This is a genomic window from Azospirillum sp. CT11-132 (genome assembly GCF_047302835.1).
Lineage (GTDB): Bacteria > Pseudomonadota > Alphaproteobacteria > Azospirillales > Azospirillaceae > Azospirillum.
Genome location: NZ_JBGLZA010000007.1, coordinates 25,538 through 44,020, shown reverse-complemented (window position 1 = coordinate 44,020; position 18,483 = coordinate 25,538). Strand labels below are relative to the sequence as shown.

Below are 18,483 nucleotides of genomic sequence, written 5' to 3'. Positions count from 1 at the left end.
GCTTGCCCGCCATCCTGACCACGCCGGCCCGCCTGACCCACCTCCAGCGGCTGGAGGCGGAGAGCATCCACATCATGCGCGAGGTGGCGGCCCAGTTCCAGAAGCCGGTCATGCTCTATTCGGTGGGCAAGGACAGCTCGGTGCTGCTGCATCTGGCGATGAAGGCCTTCCATCCGTCGAAGCCGCCCTTCCCGCTGCTGCATGTCGACACGACCTGGAAGTTCCGGGAGATGATCGAGTTCCGCGACCGCACGGCGCGGGAGCTGGGCATCGACCTGATGGTCCACATCAACCAGGACGGCGTGCGCCAGGGCATCGGCCCCTTCACCCACGGCTCGGCCGTCCACACCGACGTGATGAAGACCCAGGCGTTGAAGCAGGCGCTCGACGCCCACGGCTTCGACGCCGCCTTCGGCGGGGCGCGCCGCGACGAGGAGAAGAGCCGCGCCAAGGAGCGCATCTTCTCCTTCCGCACGGCCTCCCACCGCTGGGAGCCGAAGAACCAGCGGCCGGAGCTGTGGAGCCTCTACAACGGCCGGATCAACAAGGGCGAGAGCATCCGCGTCTTCCCGCTGTCGAACTGGACCGAGCTGGACATCTGGCAATACATCCACCAGGAGAACATCCCGGTCGTCCCCCTCTATTTCGCCAAGCCGCGCCCGGTGGTGGAGCGCGACGGCACCCTCATCATGGTCGATGACGACCGCATGCCGCTGAAGCCCGGCGAGACGCCGGAGATGGCCTGGGTGCGCTTCCGCACGCTCGGCTGCTATCCGCTGACCGGGGCCGTGCGCAGCACCGCCGCCACCCTGCCCGAGATCATCCGCGAAATGCTGCTGTCCACCAGTTCGGAACGGCAGGGCCGCGTGATCGACCAGGACGCCGCCGCTTCCATGGAAGCGAAGAAGCAGGAAGGCTACTTCTGATGCTGAAGGAACTCGATCCCGCCGCCGTTCCCGTTGCCGATATTGCCGCTTCCGACGCCGCGACCGAGGTGCAGGAGTATCTGGCCCGCCAGAACAGCAAGGATCTGCTGCGCTTCATCACCTGCGGGTCGGTGGACGACGGCAAGTCGACGCTGATCGGCCGGCTGCTCTACGACTGCAAATGCCTCTTTGAGGACCAGCTGGCCAGCCTGGAGACGGACTCCGGCCGCTTCGGCACCACCGGCGCCGGCCAGCTCGACCTCGCGCTGCTGGTCGACGGGCTGGCGGCGGAGCGCGAGCAGGGCATCACCATCGACGTCGCCTACCGCTTCTTCACCACCGAGCGCCGCAAGTTCATCGTCGCCGACACGCCGGGCCACGAGCAGTACACCCGCAACATGGTCACCGGCGCCTCGACCGCCGACGCCGCGGTGCTGCTGGTCGACGCGCGCAAGGGCGTGCTGACCCAGACCCGGCGCCACAGCACCATCGTCTCGCTCTTGGGCGTGCGCCATGTCGTGCTGGCGGTCAACAAGATGGACGCTGTCGGCTGGGACCGCGAGACCTTCGAGCGCATCGCCGCCGACTACCGCGTCTTCGCGGCGCGCATCGGCATCACCGAGGTCACCTGCATCCCGGTCTCCGCGCTGACCGGCGACAACGTCACCAAGCCGTCGGATGCCATGGGCTGGTACGGCGGCCCCACCCTGCTCGGCCATCTGGAAAGCGTGGACGCCTGCGCCGAACAGAAGCTCGGCTCCTTCCGCATGGCGGTGCAGTGGGTGAACCGGCCGAACCAGGACTTCCGCGGCTTCAGCGGCACGGTGGTCGGCGGCCCGGTGCGCGTCGGCGACGACGTCGCCATCCTGCCCGGCGGCCGGACCAGCCGGGTGGCCCGCCTCGTCACCATGGACGGCGACCTTGAGACGGCGGAGCCCGGACAGGCGATCACCCTGGTGCTGGCCGACGAGGTCGACGCCAGCCGCGGCGACATGATCGTCGCCGCCGCCGGCCGGCCGGAGGTGGCCGACCAGTTCGCCGCCCATGTGGTGTGGATGGACGAGCAGCCGCTCTTGCCCGGCCGCTCCTATCTGCTGCGCGCCGGCACGGCGACGGTCGGCGCCCAGGTGACGGAGCTGAAGCACGCCATCAACGTCAACACCCAGGAGCATGCCGCCGCCAAGAGCCTGGACCTGAACGACGTCGGCTTCTGCAATCTGGCGCTCGACCGGCCGATCCCGTTCGACGCCTATGCCGACAGCCGCGAGACCGGCAGCTTCATCCTGATCGACCGGCTGACCAATGCCACCGCCGGCTGCGGCATGATCCGCTTCCCCCTGCGCCGGGCGTCGAACATCCACCGCCACGCCACGAAGGTGGACAAGGCGGCGCGGGCGGGCGGGCTGCAGAAGCCCTGCGTGCTGTGGTTCACCGGCCTGTCCGGCGCCGGCAAGTCCAGCGTCGCCGACCGGCTGGAGCAGGAGCTGCACCGTCTCGGCCGCCGCACCATGATCCTGGACGGCGACAATGTCCGCCATGGCCTGAACCGGGATCTCGGCTTCACCGACGAGGACCGGGTGGAGAACATCCGCCGCGTCGCCGAGGTGTCGAAGCTGATGGTGGAGGCTGGCCTCATCGTGCTGGTCAGCTTCATCTCCCCCTTCCGCGAGGAACGCCGGATGGCGCGCACCCTGGTGGAGGACGGCGAGTTCCTGGAGATCTTCATGGACACGCCGCTGGAGGTCTGCGAGGCCCGCGACCCCAAGGGGCTCTACAAGAAGGCACGATCCGGCCAGCTCCCCCACTTCACCGGCATCGACAGCGCCTACGAGCCGCCGGAAGCCCCGGAAATCACCCTGAAGGGCGGCGAACACGGCACCGACGAGATGGTCGCCCAGGTGATCGAGGAACTGCGGCGGCGCGGGGTCATCTGATCCCTTCCTCCATGGCACCTCCAAGGGCGGCTCCAAGCCGCCCTTTTTCTTTTCCCGGCCGGACTCTTCGCCCTGCCGCACAGGATCAGGATTGAACGGAAACCGGAAAGCGAACGGCAGCGAAGGAAAATGAAATTTACAATTAATATCCGTGGTTTGTCGGGCAATCAGTGATTTCCCCTATGTTTTGCATATCCCCGTATGGCGTTTTGTTAACGCTACCATGGCAATTCATTCCTTTTGCGCCGGTGGAGTGACCTCCCGGCCGCCCGTTCCGCCCCCACGAGAGTGTGATGAAACTTTCCAGCAAGATCCTGCTGCCGGTTCTGGTCCTGTCCACCGTCTCGGCCGCCATCGGCGTCACCTCCGTGTGGGGACTGAACCGCATCGCCTCCGCCAACCAGGCTCTCATCCAGATGGACCGGATGGTCCTGACCGCGTCGGAACTGCGGTCGATCAGCCGTTCCCTGCAGCGCGACGCCCTGAACCTCATTTCCGAAGACGCCGCGACCCAGGCGGCCATCGGCGAGCGGTTCGGCGCACGCATCGATGAAATGGCGGAGAAGAACCGCCGGCTTGAGCAGCTTCTCGCCGCGTCGGGCAATCCCGCCGCCGGCCGTGTCGGTCCGCTGCAGGTCAAGGTCATGGACGCGCTGACCAGGACGCGCGACCTCGCCCTGGCGGATCAGGACGGTGCCGCCGCCGCCCTGTTCCGCAGCGATGTGCGCAGCAGCGAGCGTGCGGCCTCGGACCTGACCGATCCGATCATTGAGACGGGGACGGAGCGGATCGCCCAACTCACCGACGCGGTGGAGGAGACCGAGAGCTTCGTGAAGGTCACCGTGGCGACGGTCGGGCTGATCGGCATCCTCGTCGGCGCCCTGCTCTCCCTGGTGATCGCCCGCCGCAGCGTCGTGGAGCCGCTGGCCCGCCTGACGGCGAGCATGGGACGCCTTGCCCGCAAGGACTACGGCGTCGACCTGTCGGACGCGGCGCGCGGCGACGAGGTCGGCGCCATGGCCACCGCGGTCGTCACCTTCCGCGACGCTCTGCAGACCGCCGACCGGCTGGAGGCGGAGCAGGCGGCCGAGCGTGCCGCCAAGGAACGCCGCGCGGCGGAGGTCGACCGGCTGGTCCGCCGCTTCGAAGCGACCGTGGGCGGCATCCTGCGCACCCTGTCCTCCGCCGCCACCGAGCTGAGCCAGACGGCGCACAGCATGTCGGGCATCGCCGAACAGACCAATGCCCGCGCGTCCGCCGCGGCCGGAACGGCGGTCGATGCCTCGTCCAACGTCCAGGCCGTCGCGGCGGCGACGGAGGAGCTGACCGCCTCCATCACCGAGATCAGCGGGCAGGTGTCGCGCTCCACCGCCATCGCCGACCAGGCGGTTGGCGAGGCGCAGCAGACCAACGCCCAGGTCCAGGGGCTGGTCGAGCAGGCGCAGCGCATCGGCGAGATCGTCCAGATGATCAACAACATCGCCACCCAGACCAACCTGCTGGCGCTGAACGCCACCATCGAGGCGGCGCGCGCCGGGGAGGCCGGCAAGGGCTTCGCCGTCGTGGCGTCGGAGGTGAAGAGCCTCGCCAACCAGACGGCCAAGGCGACCGAGGACATCGGCATCCAGATCGCCTCGATGCAGGGCGCCACCAACGGCGCGGCCCAGGCGATCGGCGGCATCAGCCGGACCATCGCGACGATCAGCGAGGTCGCCACCTCCATCGCCTCCGCCATCGAGGAACAGGGCGCGGCGACGGCCGAAATCGCCCGCAACGTCCAGGAGGCCTCCAGCGGCACCGCGTCGGTCAGCGCCAACATCGGCGGCGTCAGCGAGGCGGCGGCCCAGACCGGCGCCGCGGCCAGCCAGGTGCTGGGCGCCTCGGGCGAACTGGCGCGCCAGTCCGAACTGCTGCGGCAGGAGGTGGAAACCTTCCTGAGCGGCATCCGCGCCGCCTGACCGTAAGAATGCCGACGCAAAGCCGGCGAGCAGGCCGCCCAGATGGTCAGGGCGGCTACGGGATGCACACATCTCCAAACTTCGCCCGCGACCGCCGCAGGTCGGCGACGAAGTCCTGATAGGCCCGCTCCGTCCCCTCTCCCTGGGGCCCCCTCTTCCCTCGCCCCTCTCCCGCGGCGGATCAGCCGAGCGTGCGCTTCACGATCAGCGACAGCTTTTCCAGCATCGCCGGGTCGCGGTGGGAGGGGGCGGTCATGATGGCGTTGTCGAGGGCGGTGTGGCAGCCCTGGGTGCACGCACCCTCGCGCCCCGCCACCTTCGGCGCCAGGGCCGAGACCAGCGCGCGCGCCCTGCCGGCATTGGCGACCACAACCTTGATCACCGCATCGACCGACACATGGTCGTGCCCCTCGTGCCAGCAGTCGTAATCGGTGACCATGGCGACGGTCGCGTAGCACATCTCCGCCTCGCGGGCGAGCTTGGCCTCCGGCATGTTGGTCATGCCGATGACGTCGCAGCCCCAGCTGCGGTAGAGGGTCGATTCGGCGACGGTGGAGAATTGCGGCCCCTCCATCACCATGTAGGTGCCGCGCCGCTGGTGCGGGATGTCCAGCTCGACCAGCGCCTCCTCGATCAGGTCGCCCAGCCGGCCGCAGACCGGATGGCCCAGCGCCACATGGGCGACCAGCCCGCTGCCGAAGAAGGTCTTGTCGCGGGCGAAGGTGCGATCGATGAACTGGTCGATCACCACGAAGGTGCCGGGCGGCAGATTCTCCTTCAGCGAGCCGACCGCCGACACCGACAGGATCTCGGTCACGCCCAGCTGCTTCAGGGCGTGGATGTTGGCGCGGAAATTCAGCTCCGACGGCGGGATGCGGTGGCCGCGGCCGTGGCGCGGCAGGAAGACCAGCTTCTGCCCCGCCAGCTCGCCGGTCAGCAGTTCGTCCGACGGGTCGCCGAAGGGGGTCGTCACCTTGACCCAGCGGGTGTTCTCCAGCCCGTCGATGTCGTACAGGCCGCTGCCGCCGATCACACCCAGAACCGTTTCGCCAACCGCATCACCGCTCATGCCCTGCTCTCCCCGCTGAAGCCGGTGCGACTATTCCGGGCAGACCGGGAGAAGGCAACAGCGGACTTCCTCCACAAGCGGCCACAAGCAGATTGATGCGGGTCCATTCACCCCCTACCCTCGCCCATCCTGTTGTGGATCCAGGCCGGTTTTGGGCCGGCTTCAAATGGAGTGTCATGTCATGCGGATCGACGGGACGGCCTATCGCACCATCTGGCCGGACGGCGAGGGGGCCGTTGCCATCATCGACCAGACCCGGCTGCCGCACGATTTCGCCGTCGTCCGCCTGACCAGCCTGGAGGAGGCCGCCCACGCCATCCGCGCCATGCTGGTGCGCGGCGCCCCGCTGATCGGCGCGGCGGCGGCCTATGGCGTGGCGCTCGCCCTGCGCGCCGACGCCAGCGACCGCGGGCTGGAGCGGGCCTGCGCCACCCTGCTGGCGACCCGCCCGACCGCGGTCAACCTGCGCTGGGCGCTGGAGCGCATGCGCGGCCTGCTGGCCCCGCTGCCGGAGGTCCGGCGCGTCGAGGCCGCCGAGGCGGAGGCCGCGGCCATCGCCGACGAGGATGTGGAGATCAACCGCTCCATCGGCTTGCATGGCGCGGCCTTGATCCGCGCCGCGGCGGCGCGCAAGAAGCCGAATGAACCGGTGAATGTGCTGACCCACTGCAACGCCGGCTGGCTCGCCACCGTTGACTGGGGCACGGCGCTCGCCCCCGTCTATGCCGCCTTCGAGCAGGGCATCCCGCTGCATGTCTGGGTGGACGAGACGCGGCCGCGCAACCAGGGCGCCAGCCTGACCGCCTGGGAGCTGAAGCACCACGGCGTCCCCCACACCGTCATCGCCGACAATGTCGGCGGCCATCTGATGCAGCATGGCAAGGTCGACCTGTGCATCGTCGGCACCGACCGCACCACCGCGACCGGCGACGTCTGCAACAAGATCGGCACCTATCTGAAGGCGTTGGCCGCGCACGACAACGGCGTTCCCTTCTATGTCGGGCTGCCGTCGCCGACCATCGACTGGACCATCGCCGACGGCGTGCGGGAGATCCCCATCGAGGAGCGCGACGGCCGCGAGGTGAGCGAGCTGACCGGCCGCACCGCCGACGGCCGGATCGAGACGGTGCGTGTCACGCCCGACGGCAGCCCGGTCGCCAATTACGCCTTCGACGTCACGCCGGCCCGGCTGGTGACCGGCCTGATCACCGAACGCGGCGTCTGCCCCGCCACGCGCGACGGGCTGCTCGGGCTGTTTCCGGAGCGGGGGTGAGGGCGTTGTTTTTCACTGACGGCCGCCTCGGTCAGGTGGAGCGGGAGCGGACGGATAATGCTTTCCCTCGTTCGACGATCCGGTCAGCATCGAAGTCCGTCAGGCGTCTCTCGGCCAGATCGGTCATACCCCGGTCGATGTCCGCCTTCAGCGACGCGAATTCCTGGCGCTGCTGGGCGGCCAGCAAGGTGATGGTCAGACGTTCGATCTCGGTCATGACTGCTCCTCATGGAATACTTGATCATACCCATTGAGGCCGTCAACCGGCCCCTTCCACCATCCCCCGCGCCCGCCGCAGATCGGTGACGAAGTCCTGATAGGCCTTTTCCGCCGCCTCCCCGGCCGGCAGGCGCAGCAGGTAGGACGGGTGGACGGTGACGAAGCCGTTCCAGTCGCCGAACCCCATCGGTCCGCGCTCCCGCAGGACCGACACGCTGCGCCCGGTCAGCGCCAGGGCGGCGGTGGCGCCCAGCGTCACCACCAGGCGCGGGCGGACGAAGGACAGCTCCTTCATCAGCCACCAGCGGTAATGCTTCACCTCGCCGGCGGTCGGCGACTGGTGCAGGCGGCGCTTGCCGCGGGCGACGAACTTGAAATGCTTGACCGCGTTGGTCAGGTAGGCGGCGCTCCGCTCGATCCCGGCCTCCTCCAGCGCGCGGCTCAGCAGTTGGCCTGCGGGACCGACGAAGGGGCGGCCCTCCACATCCTCCTGGTCGCCCGGCTGCTCGCCGACGATGGCGATGGCGGCCCCCTCCGGCCCCTCGCCCGGCACGGCCTGCGTCGCCCCCGGCACCAGCGGATCCGCCGCCAGGATGATGCGGTTCAGCTCGGCCAGCGTCGCCGGCTCCTGCCGGGCCATGGCGGCGACGGCCTTGTCGGGGTTGCGGCGGCGGGGGGCGGCGGCTTCCGCCTCGATCATCGCCTGCACCCGCGCAGGCGCGGAGCGGATCATGGCTGGGATCGCCGCCGCTTCCGGCAAATTGGCCCAGTATTTTCGCGGCATCTCCGCCCGCATCGCGGTGGGGTTCACGCGGGCCGGGTTGAAGGTGCTCTCGTAATAGCGCTGCCAGCCCTCGGCGAAGCGGTCGTCGCGGTCGAGCCCTTCCGGCCTCAAAGCCGCCGGCCCGACCGTCAGCGACCGCCGGTCCCAGTGCAGCGATCCGACCGGCGTCAGGATGGTCCAGACCAGGCTCTCGAAGCGCTCGACGAAGAAGGGGGCGGTGGCCTCGACGATGAAATGGTCGGGCTCGAACCACGCGACATAGCGTTCCGTTCCATCGGGGTCGCGCACCTCATGGAAGCGCAGGAAGGCGTGCATCTTGTGCAGGTCGCGCCGCACCGCCTTGTCGAGCAGCGCCAGCCGGTGCACCAGCGGATCGGCGTGGTGGTCGAGCATGTCGCGCTCCCCCCGCAGCACCCGCCAGACCAGCCGGTGCAGCAGGGCGTAGCGTTCCGGATCGCGGTGGCAGACCACGCTTTCGATCAGCGCCCCCACCGGCCGCGGCAGCGACACCGGCGGCGCGTCCGCCGGCAAGGGGGCCGTATCCCCGAACAGCGACGGTGCCGCCCCGACGCTCCACACCACGTCGTCCGGATCGGCGCCCAACGCGACCAGCCCGCGCAGCGCGCGGCGGAAGCCGTCCAGGTCGGCGCCGTCCTTCAGATCCACACGATGCATGGCGCGCCGCATGACTCAGAACAGGCTGAGCTGCTTGGGCGGCGCCACCAGCCTTTGCCGCAGGTCGGCGCGGTCGGTCAGCCCGCCCGGATGGTGGTCGGCGGCGATCAGGAAGGCGCGCGCCCGCTTCAGCCCCGACGACAGCCGCGCCACATCCTCCAGCCGCAAGGTGGTGTGGCGTCGCGCCTCGACGATCTTGTCGACCGCCCGCGCCCCCAGCCCCGGCACGCGCAGCAGCATCTCGCGGTCGGCGCTGTTGACGTCGACCGGGAAACGCTCGCGGTTCTTCAGGGCCCAGGCCAGCTTGGGGTCGATGCCGAGGTCCAGCATCCCGCCCTCGCCCCCGGCGGCGATCTCCTCCACCGTGAAGCCGTAATAGCGCAGCAGCCAGTCGGCCTGGTACAGCCGGTTCTCGCGCTGCAGCGGCGGCGGCTTGGCCGGCAAAGCGGAACTCGCCTCCGGGATCGGGCTGAAGGCGGAATAATAGACCCGCCGCAGCCCATAGCGGCGATAGAGCGTGTCGCTGGTCTCCAGCACCGACAGGTCGGTGGAGGCGTCGGCGCCGACGATCATCTGGGTGCTCTGCCCGGCGGGCGAGAAACGCCGCTTCTCCTCCTTGGCTTCCAGGATGCGTTCGCCGACCTGCCCCATCACCGCCTTGATCGCGCCGCCGTCCTTCTCCGGCGCGAACTCCTTCAGACTGCGGTCGGAGGCCAGTTCCAGATTGATCGACAGCCGGTCGGCCCACAGCCCGGCCTGTTCGATCAGCCAGGGGCTGGCCTCCGGGATCGTCTTCAGGTGGATGTAGCCGGCGAAGCCATGGTCGCGCCGCAGCGTGCGCGCCACCAGCATCAGCTGTTCCATCGTGTAGTCGGGCGAGCGAATGATGCCGGAGGACAGGAACAGCCCTTCGATGCAGTTGCGCTTGTAAAAGCCCAGCGTCAGCTGAACCACCTCCTCCACGCTGAACCGCGCGCGGCGCACGTTGGATGAGCGGCGATTGATGCAGTAGGCGCAGTCGAACAGGCAGTAGTTGGTCAGCAGGATCTTGAGCAGCGAGACGCAGCGCCCGTCCGGCGTATAGGCGTGGCAGATGCCGGCCCCGGTGGTCGAGCCGATGCCGTCCGGCCCGCCCGTCCGCCGCTTCGCCCCCGACGACGCGCAGGAGGCGTCGTACTTCGCCGCGTCGGCGAGAATTTCGAGCTTGTCGAGCAGCGCGTCATCCACCGTGGAGGCTTCCCTCTCCCTTGAAGATGTTCGCAATATGTTCTTTTAAAAGCAAAAGGCAAGCCGAATGGCGGGGGCAAATTGTTCGGGCGCCGTCTTGACAGGAAAGCGGGACGGGGCCACGTGCTCATCACCTGGATCCGGGCCCCTCTGGCGACTTAGACGTGGTCGCGATGTCGGATCTCTTCACCTGCTTTTGCGCCGACGGGCGTGACCGCACTTGGAGGGACCGATGTCCTTTTCCCCGACCGTCTTCCCGGACAGCCCGTCCCCTCCCGCTTCCGACGCCTCCCCGACGCGCGCCACCTTTCCGGCGCGTGGTCGCAGCCCCATGCCTCTTCGGCTGGCGCCCCTTCGGGATGCAGGCGCCGGAAACGGGATCCCTTCCGCAACCCTCATGAGAACGAGCATCGCCATGGACCAGACCGAACGCCAGATCATCGACGACCTGTTCGCCAAGCTGCATCAGGCCGAGGCGCAATCCGGCCCGCGCGATCCCGAGGCCGAGGCGCTGATCCGCGAGCGCATCGCCCGCCAGCCGGCCGCCCCCTATCTGATGGCCCAGGCCATCGTGATGATGGAACAGGCGCTCGCCGCCTCGCAAGGCCGCAACGAGGAGCTGGAGCGCCAGCTGCGCGAGCGCCCCGCCGCTCCGGCCCAGTCCGGCGGTGGCGGCCTGTTCGGCAGCCTGTTCGGCGGCGGCCGGCCGGCCTCCCAGCCTCAACCCCAGCCCCAGTACCAGCATCCCGCCGCCACCCAGGCCGCCATGCCGCCGGGTTCGCCCTGGGGCCGTCCGGCTGCCGCTGCCGGCGCCCCTGCCTATGGCGACCCGCGCGTCGCCGGCTATGCCCAGCAGCCGCGGGCCGGCGGCGGCTTCATGGCCGGGGCCATGCAGACGGCGGCCGGCGTGGCCGGCGGCATGCTGATCGGCAGCGCGCTGTCCGGCATGCTCTCCGGCGGCGAAGCCGTGGCTGCCGAGGCCGCCGGTGCGGCCACCGACGCGGCCACCGACGCGGCGACCGCCGCCACCGACCATGCCGAACAGGCGGTCGAGGACAGCGGCTGGGGCGATTTCGGCGGCGAAGAGGAGCTGTGATCCCGGCAGGCCCAGGCGGCATGGCGTTGAACTTAACGCCACCGTTCAGGATCTAATTCCTATAAAATGGCGTCGGTCCCACCCTTGCGGAGCCGACGCCATGTCTGCCTCTCAGCCCCCCAGGATCCCCCTCTCCCCCCGGGGGGAGAGGGGGATCTCAGAAAATGGAACAGCAGCGCCCGCCCCGTTTCACGCTGTTCCAAACGCAGGCCGCCCAGCCCCGCCCTGTGCCGGCCTCAGGCCTTCACGATACGGTCGGCGAAGCCCTCCACGGCGCGCATGGCGTTGCGGGTGTCGACCACCAGCGGGCAATGGGCGGCGAGGCTTTGATAGTCGATGCCGTCATGGTCGGTGACGATCACCGCCGCGTCGAACCCCGCCAGCGTCTCCGCGTCCCAGGCGACGGAGGTGCGGCCGGCAAGCGCCGCATGCTCGCGGGTGACCGGAAGCATGGGGATGAAGGGGTCGTGGTATTCGACCGCCGCCCCGCGCTCCAGCAGCATCTCCATCAGCCGCAGCCCCGGCGATTCCCGGCTGTCGTCGACATTCTTCTTGTAGGCCATGCCGACCAGCAGGATGCGCGCCCGGCTGAGCCCGATGCCGGCGCGGCGGTCGAGCGCCAGGGCGAGGCGGTCCACCACATGGCGCGGCATCATCGTGTTGACCTCTCCCGCCAGCTCGATGAAGCGGGTGGAGATCTGGTACTCGCGCGCCTTCCAGGTCAGATAGAAGGGGTCGATCGGAATGCAGTGGCCGCCCAGGCCGGGGCCGGGATAGAAGGGCATGAAGCCGAAGGGCTTGGTCTTCGCCGCCTCGATCACCTCCCAGATGTCGATACCCATCGGCTCGAAGACGATCTTCAGCTCGTTCACCAGGGCGATGTTGACGGAGCGGAAGATGTTCTCGGTCAGCTTGGTCGCCTCCGCCGCCCGCGTGCCGGACACCGGAACCACCTGCGGCACCACCTGCTCGTAGAGCGCCACCGCCAGCCGCCGCGCGCCCTCGTCGTCGCCGCCCACCACCTTGGGGATGGTGCTGGTGGTGAAGCTGATGTTGCCGGGATCCTCGCGCTCGGGCGAATAGGCCAGGAAGAAGTCGCGCCCGCTGACCAGCCCGGTCTCCTCCAGGATCGGCCGCATCACCTCGTCGGTGGTGCCGGGCCAGGTGGTCGATTCCAGAACCACCAGCTGGCCCCGGCGCAGCCGGTCGCGGATCAGCCGGGTGGAGGCCTCGACGAAGCTCAGATCCGGTTCGCGCTGCGGCGACAGCGGGGTGGGCACGCAGACGATCACGGCGTCGCAGGCGGCGAACTCGTCGGCGTCGGTCGTCGCCCGGAACCGCCCGGTCGCCACCGCCTCGGCGACGCGGCCGTCGGCGATCTGCCGGATGTAGGAGTGTCCGCTATTCAGCGCCGCCGCCTTGGCCGGGTCGATGTCGAAGCCGGTGACCGCGAAGCCGGCCCCGGTCAGCGCCAGGGCCAGCGGCAGCCCGACATAGCCGAGCCCGATCACCGCCACCCGCGCCTTGCTGCCGCGATAGGCGCTTTCCAGAGCCTGGATATCGGGCGCCTGGATGTCGGGCGCCTGGATATCGGACGAGGTGTCCGCTGTGCTCATCATGCCGTTCCATATAGACGCTTTGAAGGGCTGGGCCGCTCAGACGGCTATTCCGTCTGCGGCAGGCTGAATGTGTGACGGCCGGCACGGCTTTGCGCAACCCGTTCCTCCAGACCTACCCGATCTCCGCCAGCAGCAGGGCGCCGGCGTCGGAGGTGAGATTGCTTCAGAACCGGAATCGTACACGAATTCAGCGACTTATCCTCGCCCCCGCAACCCCGGATTCAGATCCCGTGAATTATTCGGGTTTAGCTTGCGCCCATCGCGCTGCATCCGAGGCGGGCTATTGAGAGCTTTGTGTCGATTGTTGTATGAAGGAACTCGCTCAGGCTCAATTTATCATTGATGCGAGAATGCTATGAAAGCAATAAAAGCTTTTGATGTGTTAGGCGAGAAAGCCAAAAATGAATTCGAGCAGATTGTTGGGCTATCAAAATTTTTTCTCAAAAAAGACCATTTGGTGAATGTATTAAAGAGTTCCATGCCATCTCTTTCCATAGAAACCACCAATATCTGTAACGCGAACTGTACATTCTGTGGCTATCAATACCAAAGTCGTCCCCGTGGGGTTATGAGCAGTACATTATTCGAAAAAATATTGCGTGACTTTTCAGATTGTGGAGGGGGTGATTTGTCATTGACGCCAACTGTCGGGGACCCTTTGGTTGACCCAGATTTGCTTGATCGGATTCGGGCGGCCAGACTTTTACCTAATATTACCGGCATAGGCTTATATACCAATTTGATCAGCCTTCATCGAATTGGAGCCAAACCTTTAATTGAAAGCGGCGTCACGAGCATCTCCGTGTCGACAAGTGGTTTTGACGAGGAAATGTATAAACGTATTTACAGGTCAAAAGAATACAATCGCGTAATTTCAAACATAAAGAATTTGGCAACGGTCAACAACCAAGCTGGTCGGCCCGTTACTCTGTCGATAGCTCTCCGTGTTGATCGACCAAGGGCTGAGGTAATGGATACACCTGAATATAAAATTATATCTGATTTAATTGGAGCGGAAAATATTTCGTTTGCATTTTTCTTCGATGATTGGTCTGGCCGGATTAATCCTGATGATTTAACAGGTGATATGAAATTACGTGGGGCAACATTAGCGCATCGTCTTATTTTTTCTTTACGTAGACCTAAGATTTCAGCTTGCTCTGAGATGTTTAGCGGTCCAATTGTTTATTGGGATGGCAAGGTCGGCGCATGCGGGTGCAGAGATGTGGATGCCAAAGAATTAATTATTGGTGACGCTAATAATGAACATTTAGGAGATATCTGGTTTGGGGAAAAGATTGAGGAAATGCGTGACAGGTTCATTAGTGGGAAAATTCCAGAAATTTGCCGCAACTGTTACCATTATAACAATCTTTCTATATACCTGAGGCCAGATCGACAGAAATTGATGGAATCTATTCGTCGCTCGCCGATGTCCAGGACAATGGCTTGAAGAGGTGCTTGAGTTCGGCATCCGGCACCGAGTTTGGTTTCAGAGGAGGGCGTTTGTGATTCACAGGAGCCATCCGTAAGGCGGATGGTGAAGATGGCAGGGGAATCGGGGCGCTCGCCACCCCGGATCTCAGATCCCCGCCGGCCTGCGCGGGCCCCCCTCACAGCCGGTCCGCCCCGAAGGTGTCGCAGGCTTCCAGCCGGCCGCTTTCCAGGCCGGTGCGGAACCAGCGGACGCGCTGGGCGGAGCTGCCGTGGGTGAAGCTGTCGGGGCTGACGGTGCCGCGCGCCTGACGCTGCAGGCGGTCGTCGCCGATGGCACTGGCGGCGGTCAGCGCCTCCTCGACGTCGCCGGGCTCCAGCATCCGGCGGTCGCGGTTGGCGTGGTTGCCCCAGATGCCGGCGAAGCAGTCGGCCTGCAACTCCAGCCGCACCGACAGGGCATTGGCCTCGGCCTGATCGCGCGCCCGCTGCTGGGCCGCCTGCACCTTGTCGGAGATGCCCAGCAGGTTCTGCACATGGTGGCCGACCTCATGGGCGATGACATAGGCCTGGGCGAAGTCGCCCGGCGCCTGGAAGCGGTCGCGCAGCTCGCGGTAGAAGCCGAGGTCGATGTAGAGCTTGCGGTCCATCGGACAGTAGAAGGGCCCCATCGCCGCCTGCGCCCGGCCGCAGCCCGACGACACCGTGCCGGTGAACAGCACCAGCGTCGGGTCCTGGTACTGGCGCCCCATCTGCTGGAACAGGCCCTGCCAGGTGTCCTCGGTGTCGGCCAGCACGACGGAGACGAAGCGCTTCAGCTCGTCGTCGGCCTGGCTGCGCGGGGCGGCCTCGCCGATCTGCGTCCGCCCGGCCGTGCCCTGGTCCGCCTGCTCGCCGCCGCCCAGCAGCACCGTCGGGTCGACCCCCAGCACCATCGACACCACCAGAAGAACGATGGCTCCGCCGATGCCCAGCCCGCCCTTGCCGATGCGGATGCCGCCACCCCTGCCGCCGAAGCCGCCCCCACCGAAGCCGCCGCCGGCCCCCCTTGCCCGCGGCGGTCCTCGACATTCTCGCTTTCCCGTCCGCCCTGCCACCGCATCGCCACCCTCCTTCACCCGTCCGTTCCGATCATCAGGCCCGCTGTGCCGGTGGAGACGAAACCACGGGAGAGCTTCCCGCGTTCCATTCAGGTTCGGCGGCCGGATGGAGAGGCGGAGCGGAACGCTTGAAAAGCCAGGACCCGGCCCCCATCTGGGGAAAGGTCGAAAACCGCTTGCGCGGTGCGTTCCCTTGCCTTTGCTCCCCGCCTTCTCCGTTCCGACGGGAGGGAGCCTTTTCCAGGGACGCCGGACTTTTGGAACATGCCCGCATCCGGGCCTGTTTCGTTTTATCGGAGCCTCTCGCGGCGGTGCGCCGCTTTGGTTCCCGTTTCACGACGCCACACACAAGCAAGAGCCGGCCGGCACCGAATCCATCGGTCCACCCATCCGGCCTGGAGGATTTTCATGACGACCCCGATCGTTTCCGCCCTTTCGCATTCCACCGGCCATTTCACTGCCCAGCCCGCGCTTGCGCCGGCCCAACTGGCCGCCACCCGCCTTTCGGCAGGCCAATTCGCCGCAGTTCAGGGCAAAAAGGCCGATTTCCGCTCCGATCCGGAGCCGTCCGGCTTGACCCGGAGCGAAGTGCGGCAGATTGTGCTCGACATCCTGGGCTGAGCCTCTCGACCCGGGCTTAGCCCTTTTCTACCCCTCCACGACCACAGGAGATCACCATAGCCAAGCTCTACGACGCGGACCCCGTCCGCGAAGGCCCGCGCCTCAACCGTGAAATCACCGCCCGTATGGTCCGCCTCGTCGGCGCCGACGGCGAGATGGTCGGCGTGGTGCCGCTCCGCCAAGCGCTGGAAGCCGCTGCGGATGCCGACCTCGACCTCGTCGAAGTGGCGCCCCAGGCGGATCCGCCTGTCTGCAAGATCCTCGATTACGGCAAGTTCCGTTTCGAGGAGCAGAAGAAGGCCAACGAGGCGCGGAAGAAGCAGAAGATTATCGAGCTGAAGGAAATCAAGCTTCGGCCGAACATCGATGATCACGACTATGACGTGAAGATGCGCTCCGCCATCCGCTTCATCGAGGAAGGCGACAAGGTCAAGATGACCATGCGCTTCCGCGGTCGCGAGATGGCGCACCAGGATCTCGGTCTGAACGTGCTCGTCCGCGTGCGCGACCAGCTCCAGGACATCGCCAAGGTCGAGCAGATGCCCCGGGTCGAAGGTCGTATGATGGTCATGGTGCTGGCTCCGCGCTGAGCCCTGGCCAAAAGGGAACCCGCGGGGCGGTGCGCCGCCCCGCCCCTTTCCCCTGATGACTGCAAATCCCGCCCCAAATTGCGCCGGACAACTCCCGGCAAATTCCGCGTAATGCGGCGGAATAATACCTGGATATTCGTATTGGGTTATTGACCCTGTCGGTATCGAGCGCGGATCATTGGGAAGTTTGCTTCCTCCTTTGTTCCGGAAAGTCGTTGTTATGAAGGACGAACGTGTCGCGCCCGCCTGGGAACCCATCTCCGGCGAACGGCAGTTCCGCCTGCTGGTCCAGAGCGTGGTCGACTACGCCATCTTCATGCTCGACCCCACCGGCGTCATCCGCAGCTGGAATGCGGGGGCGGCGCGGATGAAGGGCTATGCCGCCGACGAGATCATCGGCCGGCACTTCTCCAGCTTCTATACCGAAGAGGACCGCGCTGCCGGCATGCCGCAGCGCGCGCTCGCCACCGCCCTGTCGGAGGGCAAGTTCGAGGCGGAGGGCTGGCGCCTGCGCAAGGACGGCACCCGCTTCTGGGCCAGCGTCGTCATCGACCCCATCCGTGACGAGACCGGGGCTCTGCGCGGCTTCGCCAAGGTCACCCGCGACATCACCGAACGCCGCAAGGCCCAGCAGGCGCTGGACGAAGCGCGCGAGGCCCTGGCCCAGGCGCAGAAGATGGAGGCGGTCGGCCAGCTGACCGGCGGGGTCGCCCACGACTTCAACAACCTGCTGCAGGCCATCAGCAGCAGCCTGGAGCTGATCGAGCAGCGGCTGTCGGACGGCCGCACCGACGTCGCCCCCTTCGCCGCCACCGCCCGCGCCGCCGTGGACCGGGCCGCCACCCTGACCCGGCGCCTGCTGGCCTTCGCCCGGCGCCAGCCGCTGAAGCCGGAGCGCGCCGACCTCAACCTGCTGGTGGTCGGGCTGTGGGACCTGCTGGGCCGCTCGGTGGGCGAGGAGATCCGGCTGGAGCGCCGGCTGGCCGAGCCGCTGTGGCCGGTCCATGCCGATGTGAACCAGATCGAAAGCTCCCTGCTGAATCTGGTCATCAACGCCCGTGACGCCATGCCCGACGGCGGATCGGTGACGGTGGAGACCGCCAACGCCAGCCTGCGGCCGGCCGATCTCGCCAACGAACCGGGGGTGGAGCCCGGCGACTATGCCGTGCTGACCGTGCGCGACAGCGGCACCGGCATGCCGCCGGACGTGCTGGCCCGCGTCTTCGAGCCCTTCTTCACCACCAAGCCGATCGGCCAGGGCACCGGGCTGGGGCTGAGCCAGCTCTACGGCTTCGCCCGCCAGTCCGGCGGCTTCGTCCGCATCGACAGCGCGGTCGGCCGCGGCACCGCGGTGCATCTCCACCTGCCGCGCGACCATGCCGCCGCCGCCGAGCAGGCAGCCCCCGCCCCTACCCCTGCCCCCGCCGCCGTCCCCACCCCGCCCACCGGTCGCGCCGGGCGGGGCACGGTGCTGGTGGTGGAGGACGAGGGGTTGGTCCGCATGCTGCTGGTGGAGGTGCTGGAGGGCGACGGCTACACCGTGCTGGAGGCCGCCGACGGCACCACGGCGCTTGCCCGGCTGAGCGAGGCCGCGGCCGGGCGGGAAGGCCCCAGACCGCAGGTCGACCTGCTACCGCCGGTCGACCTGCTGGTGACCGATGTCGGGCTACCCGGCCTGAACGGCCGCCAGCTGGCGGAGGCGGCGCAGGCGCATTATCCCGATCTGAAGGTGCTGTTCCTGACCGGCTATGCCTTCCAAGCCCTGGACGACAGGCCCGGCGATGGCGAGGATGGGCTTGGCCGCAACATGCGCATGCTGGCCAAGCCGGTGGCGGTCGATGCCTTCCGCGCCATGGTCCGTTCGATGCTGTCCGACGGATGATGCCGGCCGCCCGGCGGCCATCCCGCCCCGTCCCGCTTTCGCCTGTCCCGCTTTAAAGGGGGAACCCGCAACGCCG

The 18,483-nt window shown here is 67.3% G+C and carries 15 protein-coding genes; 9 read left to right on the top strand and 6 right to left on the bottom strand.

Annotated elements, in window-relative coordinates; genetic code table 11:
• The first annotated feature begins 32 nt into the window (after window positions 1–32).
• From cysD to ACCD06_RS27510, 3 genes are all read left to right on the top strand, one after another.
• A complete protein-coding gene (gene cysD / locus ACCD06_RS27520) occupies window positions 33–926 on the top strand; it encodes a sulfate adenylyltransferase subunit CysD (protein ID WP_413345319.1) in 894 nt (297 codons plus the stop codon).
• Entirely contained in the window at window positions 926–2,860 is a 1,935-nt protein-coding gene (gene cysN / locus ACCD06_RS27515; protein ID WP_413344906.1) for a sulfate adenylyltransferase subunit CysN, read from the top strand. Before cysD ends, cysN begins: the two co-directional genes overlap by 1 nt.
• Window positions 2,861–3,153: 293 nt before the next feature.
• Entirely contained in the window at window positions 3,154–4,818 is a 1,665-nt protein-coding gene (locus ACCD06_RS27510; RefSeq protein ID WP_413344904.1) for a methyl-accepting chemotaxis protein, read from the top strand.
• A gap of 181 nt (window positions 4,819–4,999) precedes the next feature.
• Here the strand turns inward: ACCD06_RS27510 and ACCD06_RS27505 are convergent, their stop codons facing one another.
• Window positions 5,000–5,887 (bottom strand): S-methyl-5'-thioadenosine phosphorylase, encoded by an 888-nt coding sequence (locus ACCD06_RS27505; RefSeq protein WP_413344901.1) that lies wholly within the window; start codon window positions 5,885–5,887, stop codon window positions 5,000–5,002.
• A 181-nt stretch (window positions 5,888–6,068) separates the two neighbouring features.
• On the opposite strand from ACCD06_RS27505, the gene mtnA reads away from it, so the two are divergent.
• Window positions 6,069–7,160: an S-methyl-5-thioribose-1-phosphate isomerase gene (mtnA, locus tag ACCD06_RS27500; protein WP_413344899.1), complete on the top strand. Its 1,092-nt coding sequence runs from the start codon at window positions 6,069–6,071 to the stop codon at window positions 7,158–7,160.
• Between the two features lie 31 nt (window positions 7,161–7,191).
• On the opposite strand, the gene ACCD06_RS27495 is transcribed toward mtnA, so the two are convergent.
• Genes ACCD06_RS27495 through ACCD06_RS27485 form a run of 3 tightly spaced genes read right to left on the bottom strand, consistent with a single transcriptional unit; the run spans window position 7,192 to window position 10,065 of the window.
• Window positions 7,192–7,377 (bottom strand): hypothetical protein, encoded by a 186-nt coding sequence (locus ACCD06_RS27495; RefSeq protein WP_413344896.1) that lies wholly within the window; start codon window positions 7,375–7,377, stop codon window positions 7,192–7,194.
• 42 nt (window positions 7,378–7,419) lie between these two features.
• The gene (locus ACCD06_RS27490; protein WP_413344894.1) at window positions 7,420–8,838 is read right to left on the bottom strand and encodes a UdgX family uracil-DNA binding protein; all 1,419 of its coding nucleotides are present in this window, start codon (window positions 8,836–8,838) and stop codon (window positions 7,420–7,422) included.
• Window positions 8,839–8,853: 15 nt separating this feature from the next.
• Entirely contained in the window at window positions 8,854–10,065 is a 1,212-nt protein-coding gene (locus tag ACCD06_RS27485) for a putative DNA modification/repair radical SAM protein (RefSeq protein WP_413344892.1), read from the bottom strand.
• A 415-nt stretch (window positions 10,066–10,480) separates the two neighbouring features.
• On the opposite strand from ACCD06_RS27485, the gene ACCD06_RS27480 reads away from it, so the two are divergent.
• The gene (locus ACCD06_RS27480) at window positions 10,481–11,161 is read left to right on the top strand and encodes a DUF2076 domain-containing protein (protein ID WP_413344889.1); all 681 of its coding nucleotides are present in this window, start codon (window positions 10,481–10,483) and stop codon (window positions 11,159–11,161) included.
• Window positions 11,162–11,397: 236 nt separating this feature from the next.
• Here the strand turns inward: ACCD06_RS27480 and ACCD06_RS27475 are convergent, their stop codons facing one another.
• Window positions 11,398–12,780: a nucleotide sugar dehydrogenase gene (locus tag ACCD06_RS27475; protein ID WP_413344887.1), complete on the bottom strand. Its 1,383-nt coding sequence runs from the start codon at window positions 12,778–12,780 to the stop codon at window positions 11,398–11,400.
• 355 nt (window positions 12,781–13,135) lie between these two features.
• Here ACCD06_RS27475 and ACCD06_RS27470 point away from each other — a divergent pair, with 355 nt between their 5' ends.
• Window positions 13,136–14,233 carry a radical SAM protein gene (locus tag ACCD06_RS27470; RefSeq protein WP_413344884.1) on the top strand — a complete coding sequence of 366 codons (1,098 nt, stop codon included), beginning with the start codon at window positions 13,136–13,138 and terminating at the stop codon, window positions 14,231–14,233.
• Between the two features lie 160 nt (window positions 14,234–14,393).
• Here ACCD06_RS27470 and ACCD06_RS27465 read toward each other — a convergent pair whose 3' ends face one another.
• Window positions 14,394–15,332, bottom strand: coding sequence for a neutral zinc metallopeptidase (locus ACCD06_RS27465; RefSeq protein WP_413344882.1), 939 nt, complete (start codon window positions 15,330–15,332; stop codon window positions 14,394–14,396).
• Between the two features lie 390 nt (window positions 15,333–15,722).
• On the opposite strand from ACCD06_RS27465, the gene ACCD06_RS27460 reads away from it, so the two are divergent.
• The 3 genes from ACCD06_RS27460 (at window position 15,723) to ACCD06_RS27450 (ending at window position 18,407) form a co-directional block, all read left to right on the top strand.
• Window positions 15,723–15,935, top strand: coding sequence for a hypothetical protein (locus tag ACCD06_RS27460; protein WP_413344880.1), 213 nt, complete (start codon window positions 15,723–15,725; stop codon window positions 15,933–15,935).
• Between the two features lie 56 nt (window positions 15,936–15,991).
• Window positions 15,992–16,525, top strand: a complete 534-nt coding sequence (gene infC, locus ACCD06_RS27455; protein WP_081506050.1) for a translation initiation factor IF-3 — start codon at window positions 15,992–15,994, stop codon at window positions 16,523–16,525.
• A gap of 220 nt (window positions 16,526–16,745) precedes the next feature.
• Window positions 16,746–18,407, top strand: coding sequence for a PAS domain S-box protein (locus ACCD06_RS27450; RefSeq protein ID WP_413344878.1), 1,662 nt, complete (start codon window positions 16,746–16,748; stop codon window positions 18,405–18,407).
• Window positions 18,408–18,483 lie beyond the last annotated feature (76 nt).

What these genes read in the sequence shown, in the direction of transcription:
- cysN (WP_413344906.1), top strand. Translation starts at nt 926, where the DNA reads ATGCTGAAGGAACTCGATCCCGCCGCCGTTCCCGTTGCCGATATTGCC.
- ACCD06_RS27510 (WP_413344904.1), top strand. Translation starts at nt 3,154, where the DNA reads ATGAAACTTTCCAGCAAGATCCTGCTGCCGGTTCTGGTCCTGTCCACC.
- ACCD06_RS27505 (WP_413344901.1), bottom strand. Translation starts at nt 5,887, where the DNA reads ATGAGCGGTGATGCGGTTGGCGAAACGGTTCTGGGTGTGATCGGCGGC.
- mtnA (WP_413344899.1), top strand. Translation starts at nt 6,069, where the DNA reads ATGCGGATCGACGGGACGGCCTATCGCACCATCTGGCCGGACGGCGAG.
- ACCD06_RS27495 (WP_413344896.1), bottom strand. Translation starts at nt 7,377, where the DNA reads ATGACCGAGATCGAACGTCTGACCATCACCTTGCTGGCCGCCCAGCAG.
- ACCD06_RS27490 (WP_413344894.1), bottom strand. Translation starts at nt 8,838, where the DNA reads ATGCATCGTGTGGATCTGAAGGACGGCGCCGACCTGGACGGCTTCCGC.
- ACCD06_RS27480 (WP_413344889.1), top strand. Translation starts at nt 10,481, where the DNA reads ATGGACCAGACCGAACGCCAGATCATCGACGACCTGTTCGCCAAGCTG.
- ACCD06_RS27475 (WP_413344887.1), bottom strand. Translation starts at nt 12,780, where the DNA reads ATGATGAGCACAGCGGACACCTCGTCCGATATCCAGGCGCCCGACATC.
- ACCD06_RS27470 (WP_413344884.1), top strand. Translation starts at nt 13,136, where the DNA reads ATGAAAGCAATAAAAGCTTTTGATGTGTTAGGCGAGAAAGCCAAAAAT.
- ACCD06_RS27460 (WP_413344880.1), top strand. Translation starts at nt 15,723, where the DNA reads ATGACGACCCCGATCGTTTCCGCCCTTTCGCATTCCACCGGCCATTTC.
- ACCD06_RS27450 (WP_413344878.1), top strand. Translation starts at nt 16,746, where the DNA reads ATGAAGGACGAACGTGTCGCGCCCGCCTGGGAACCCATCTCCGGCGAA.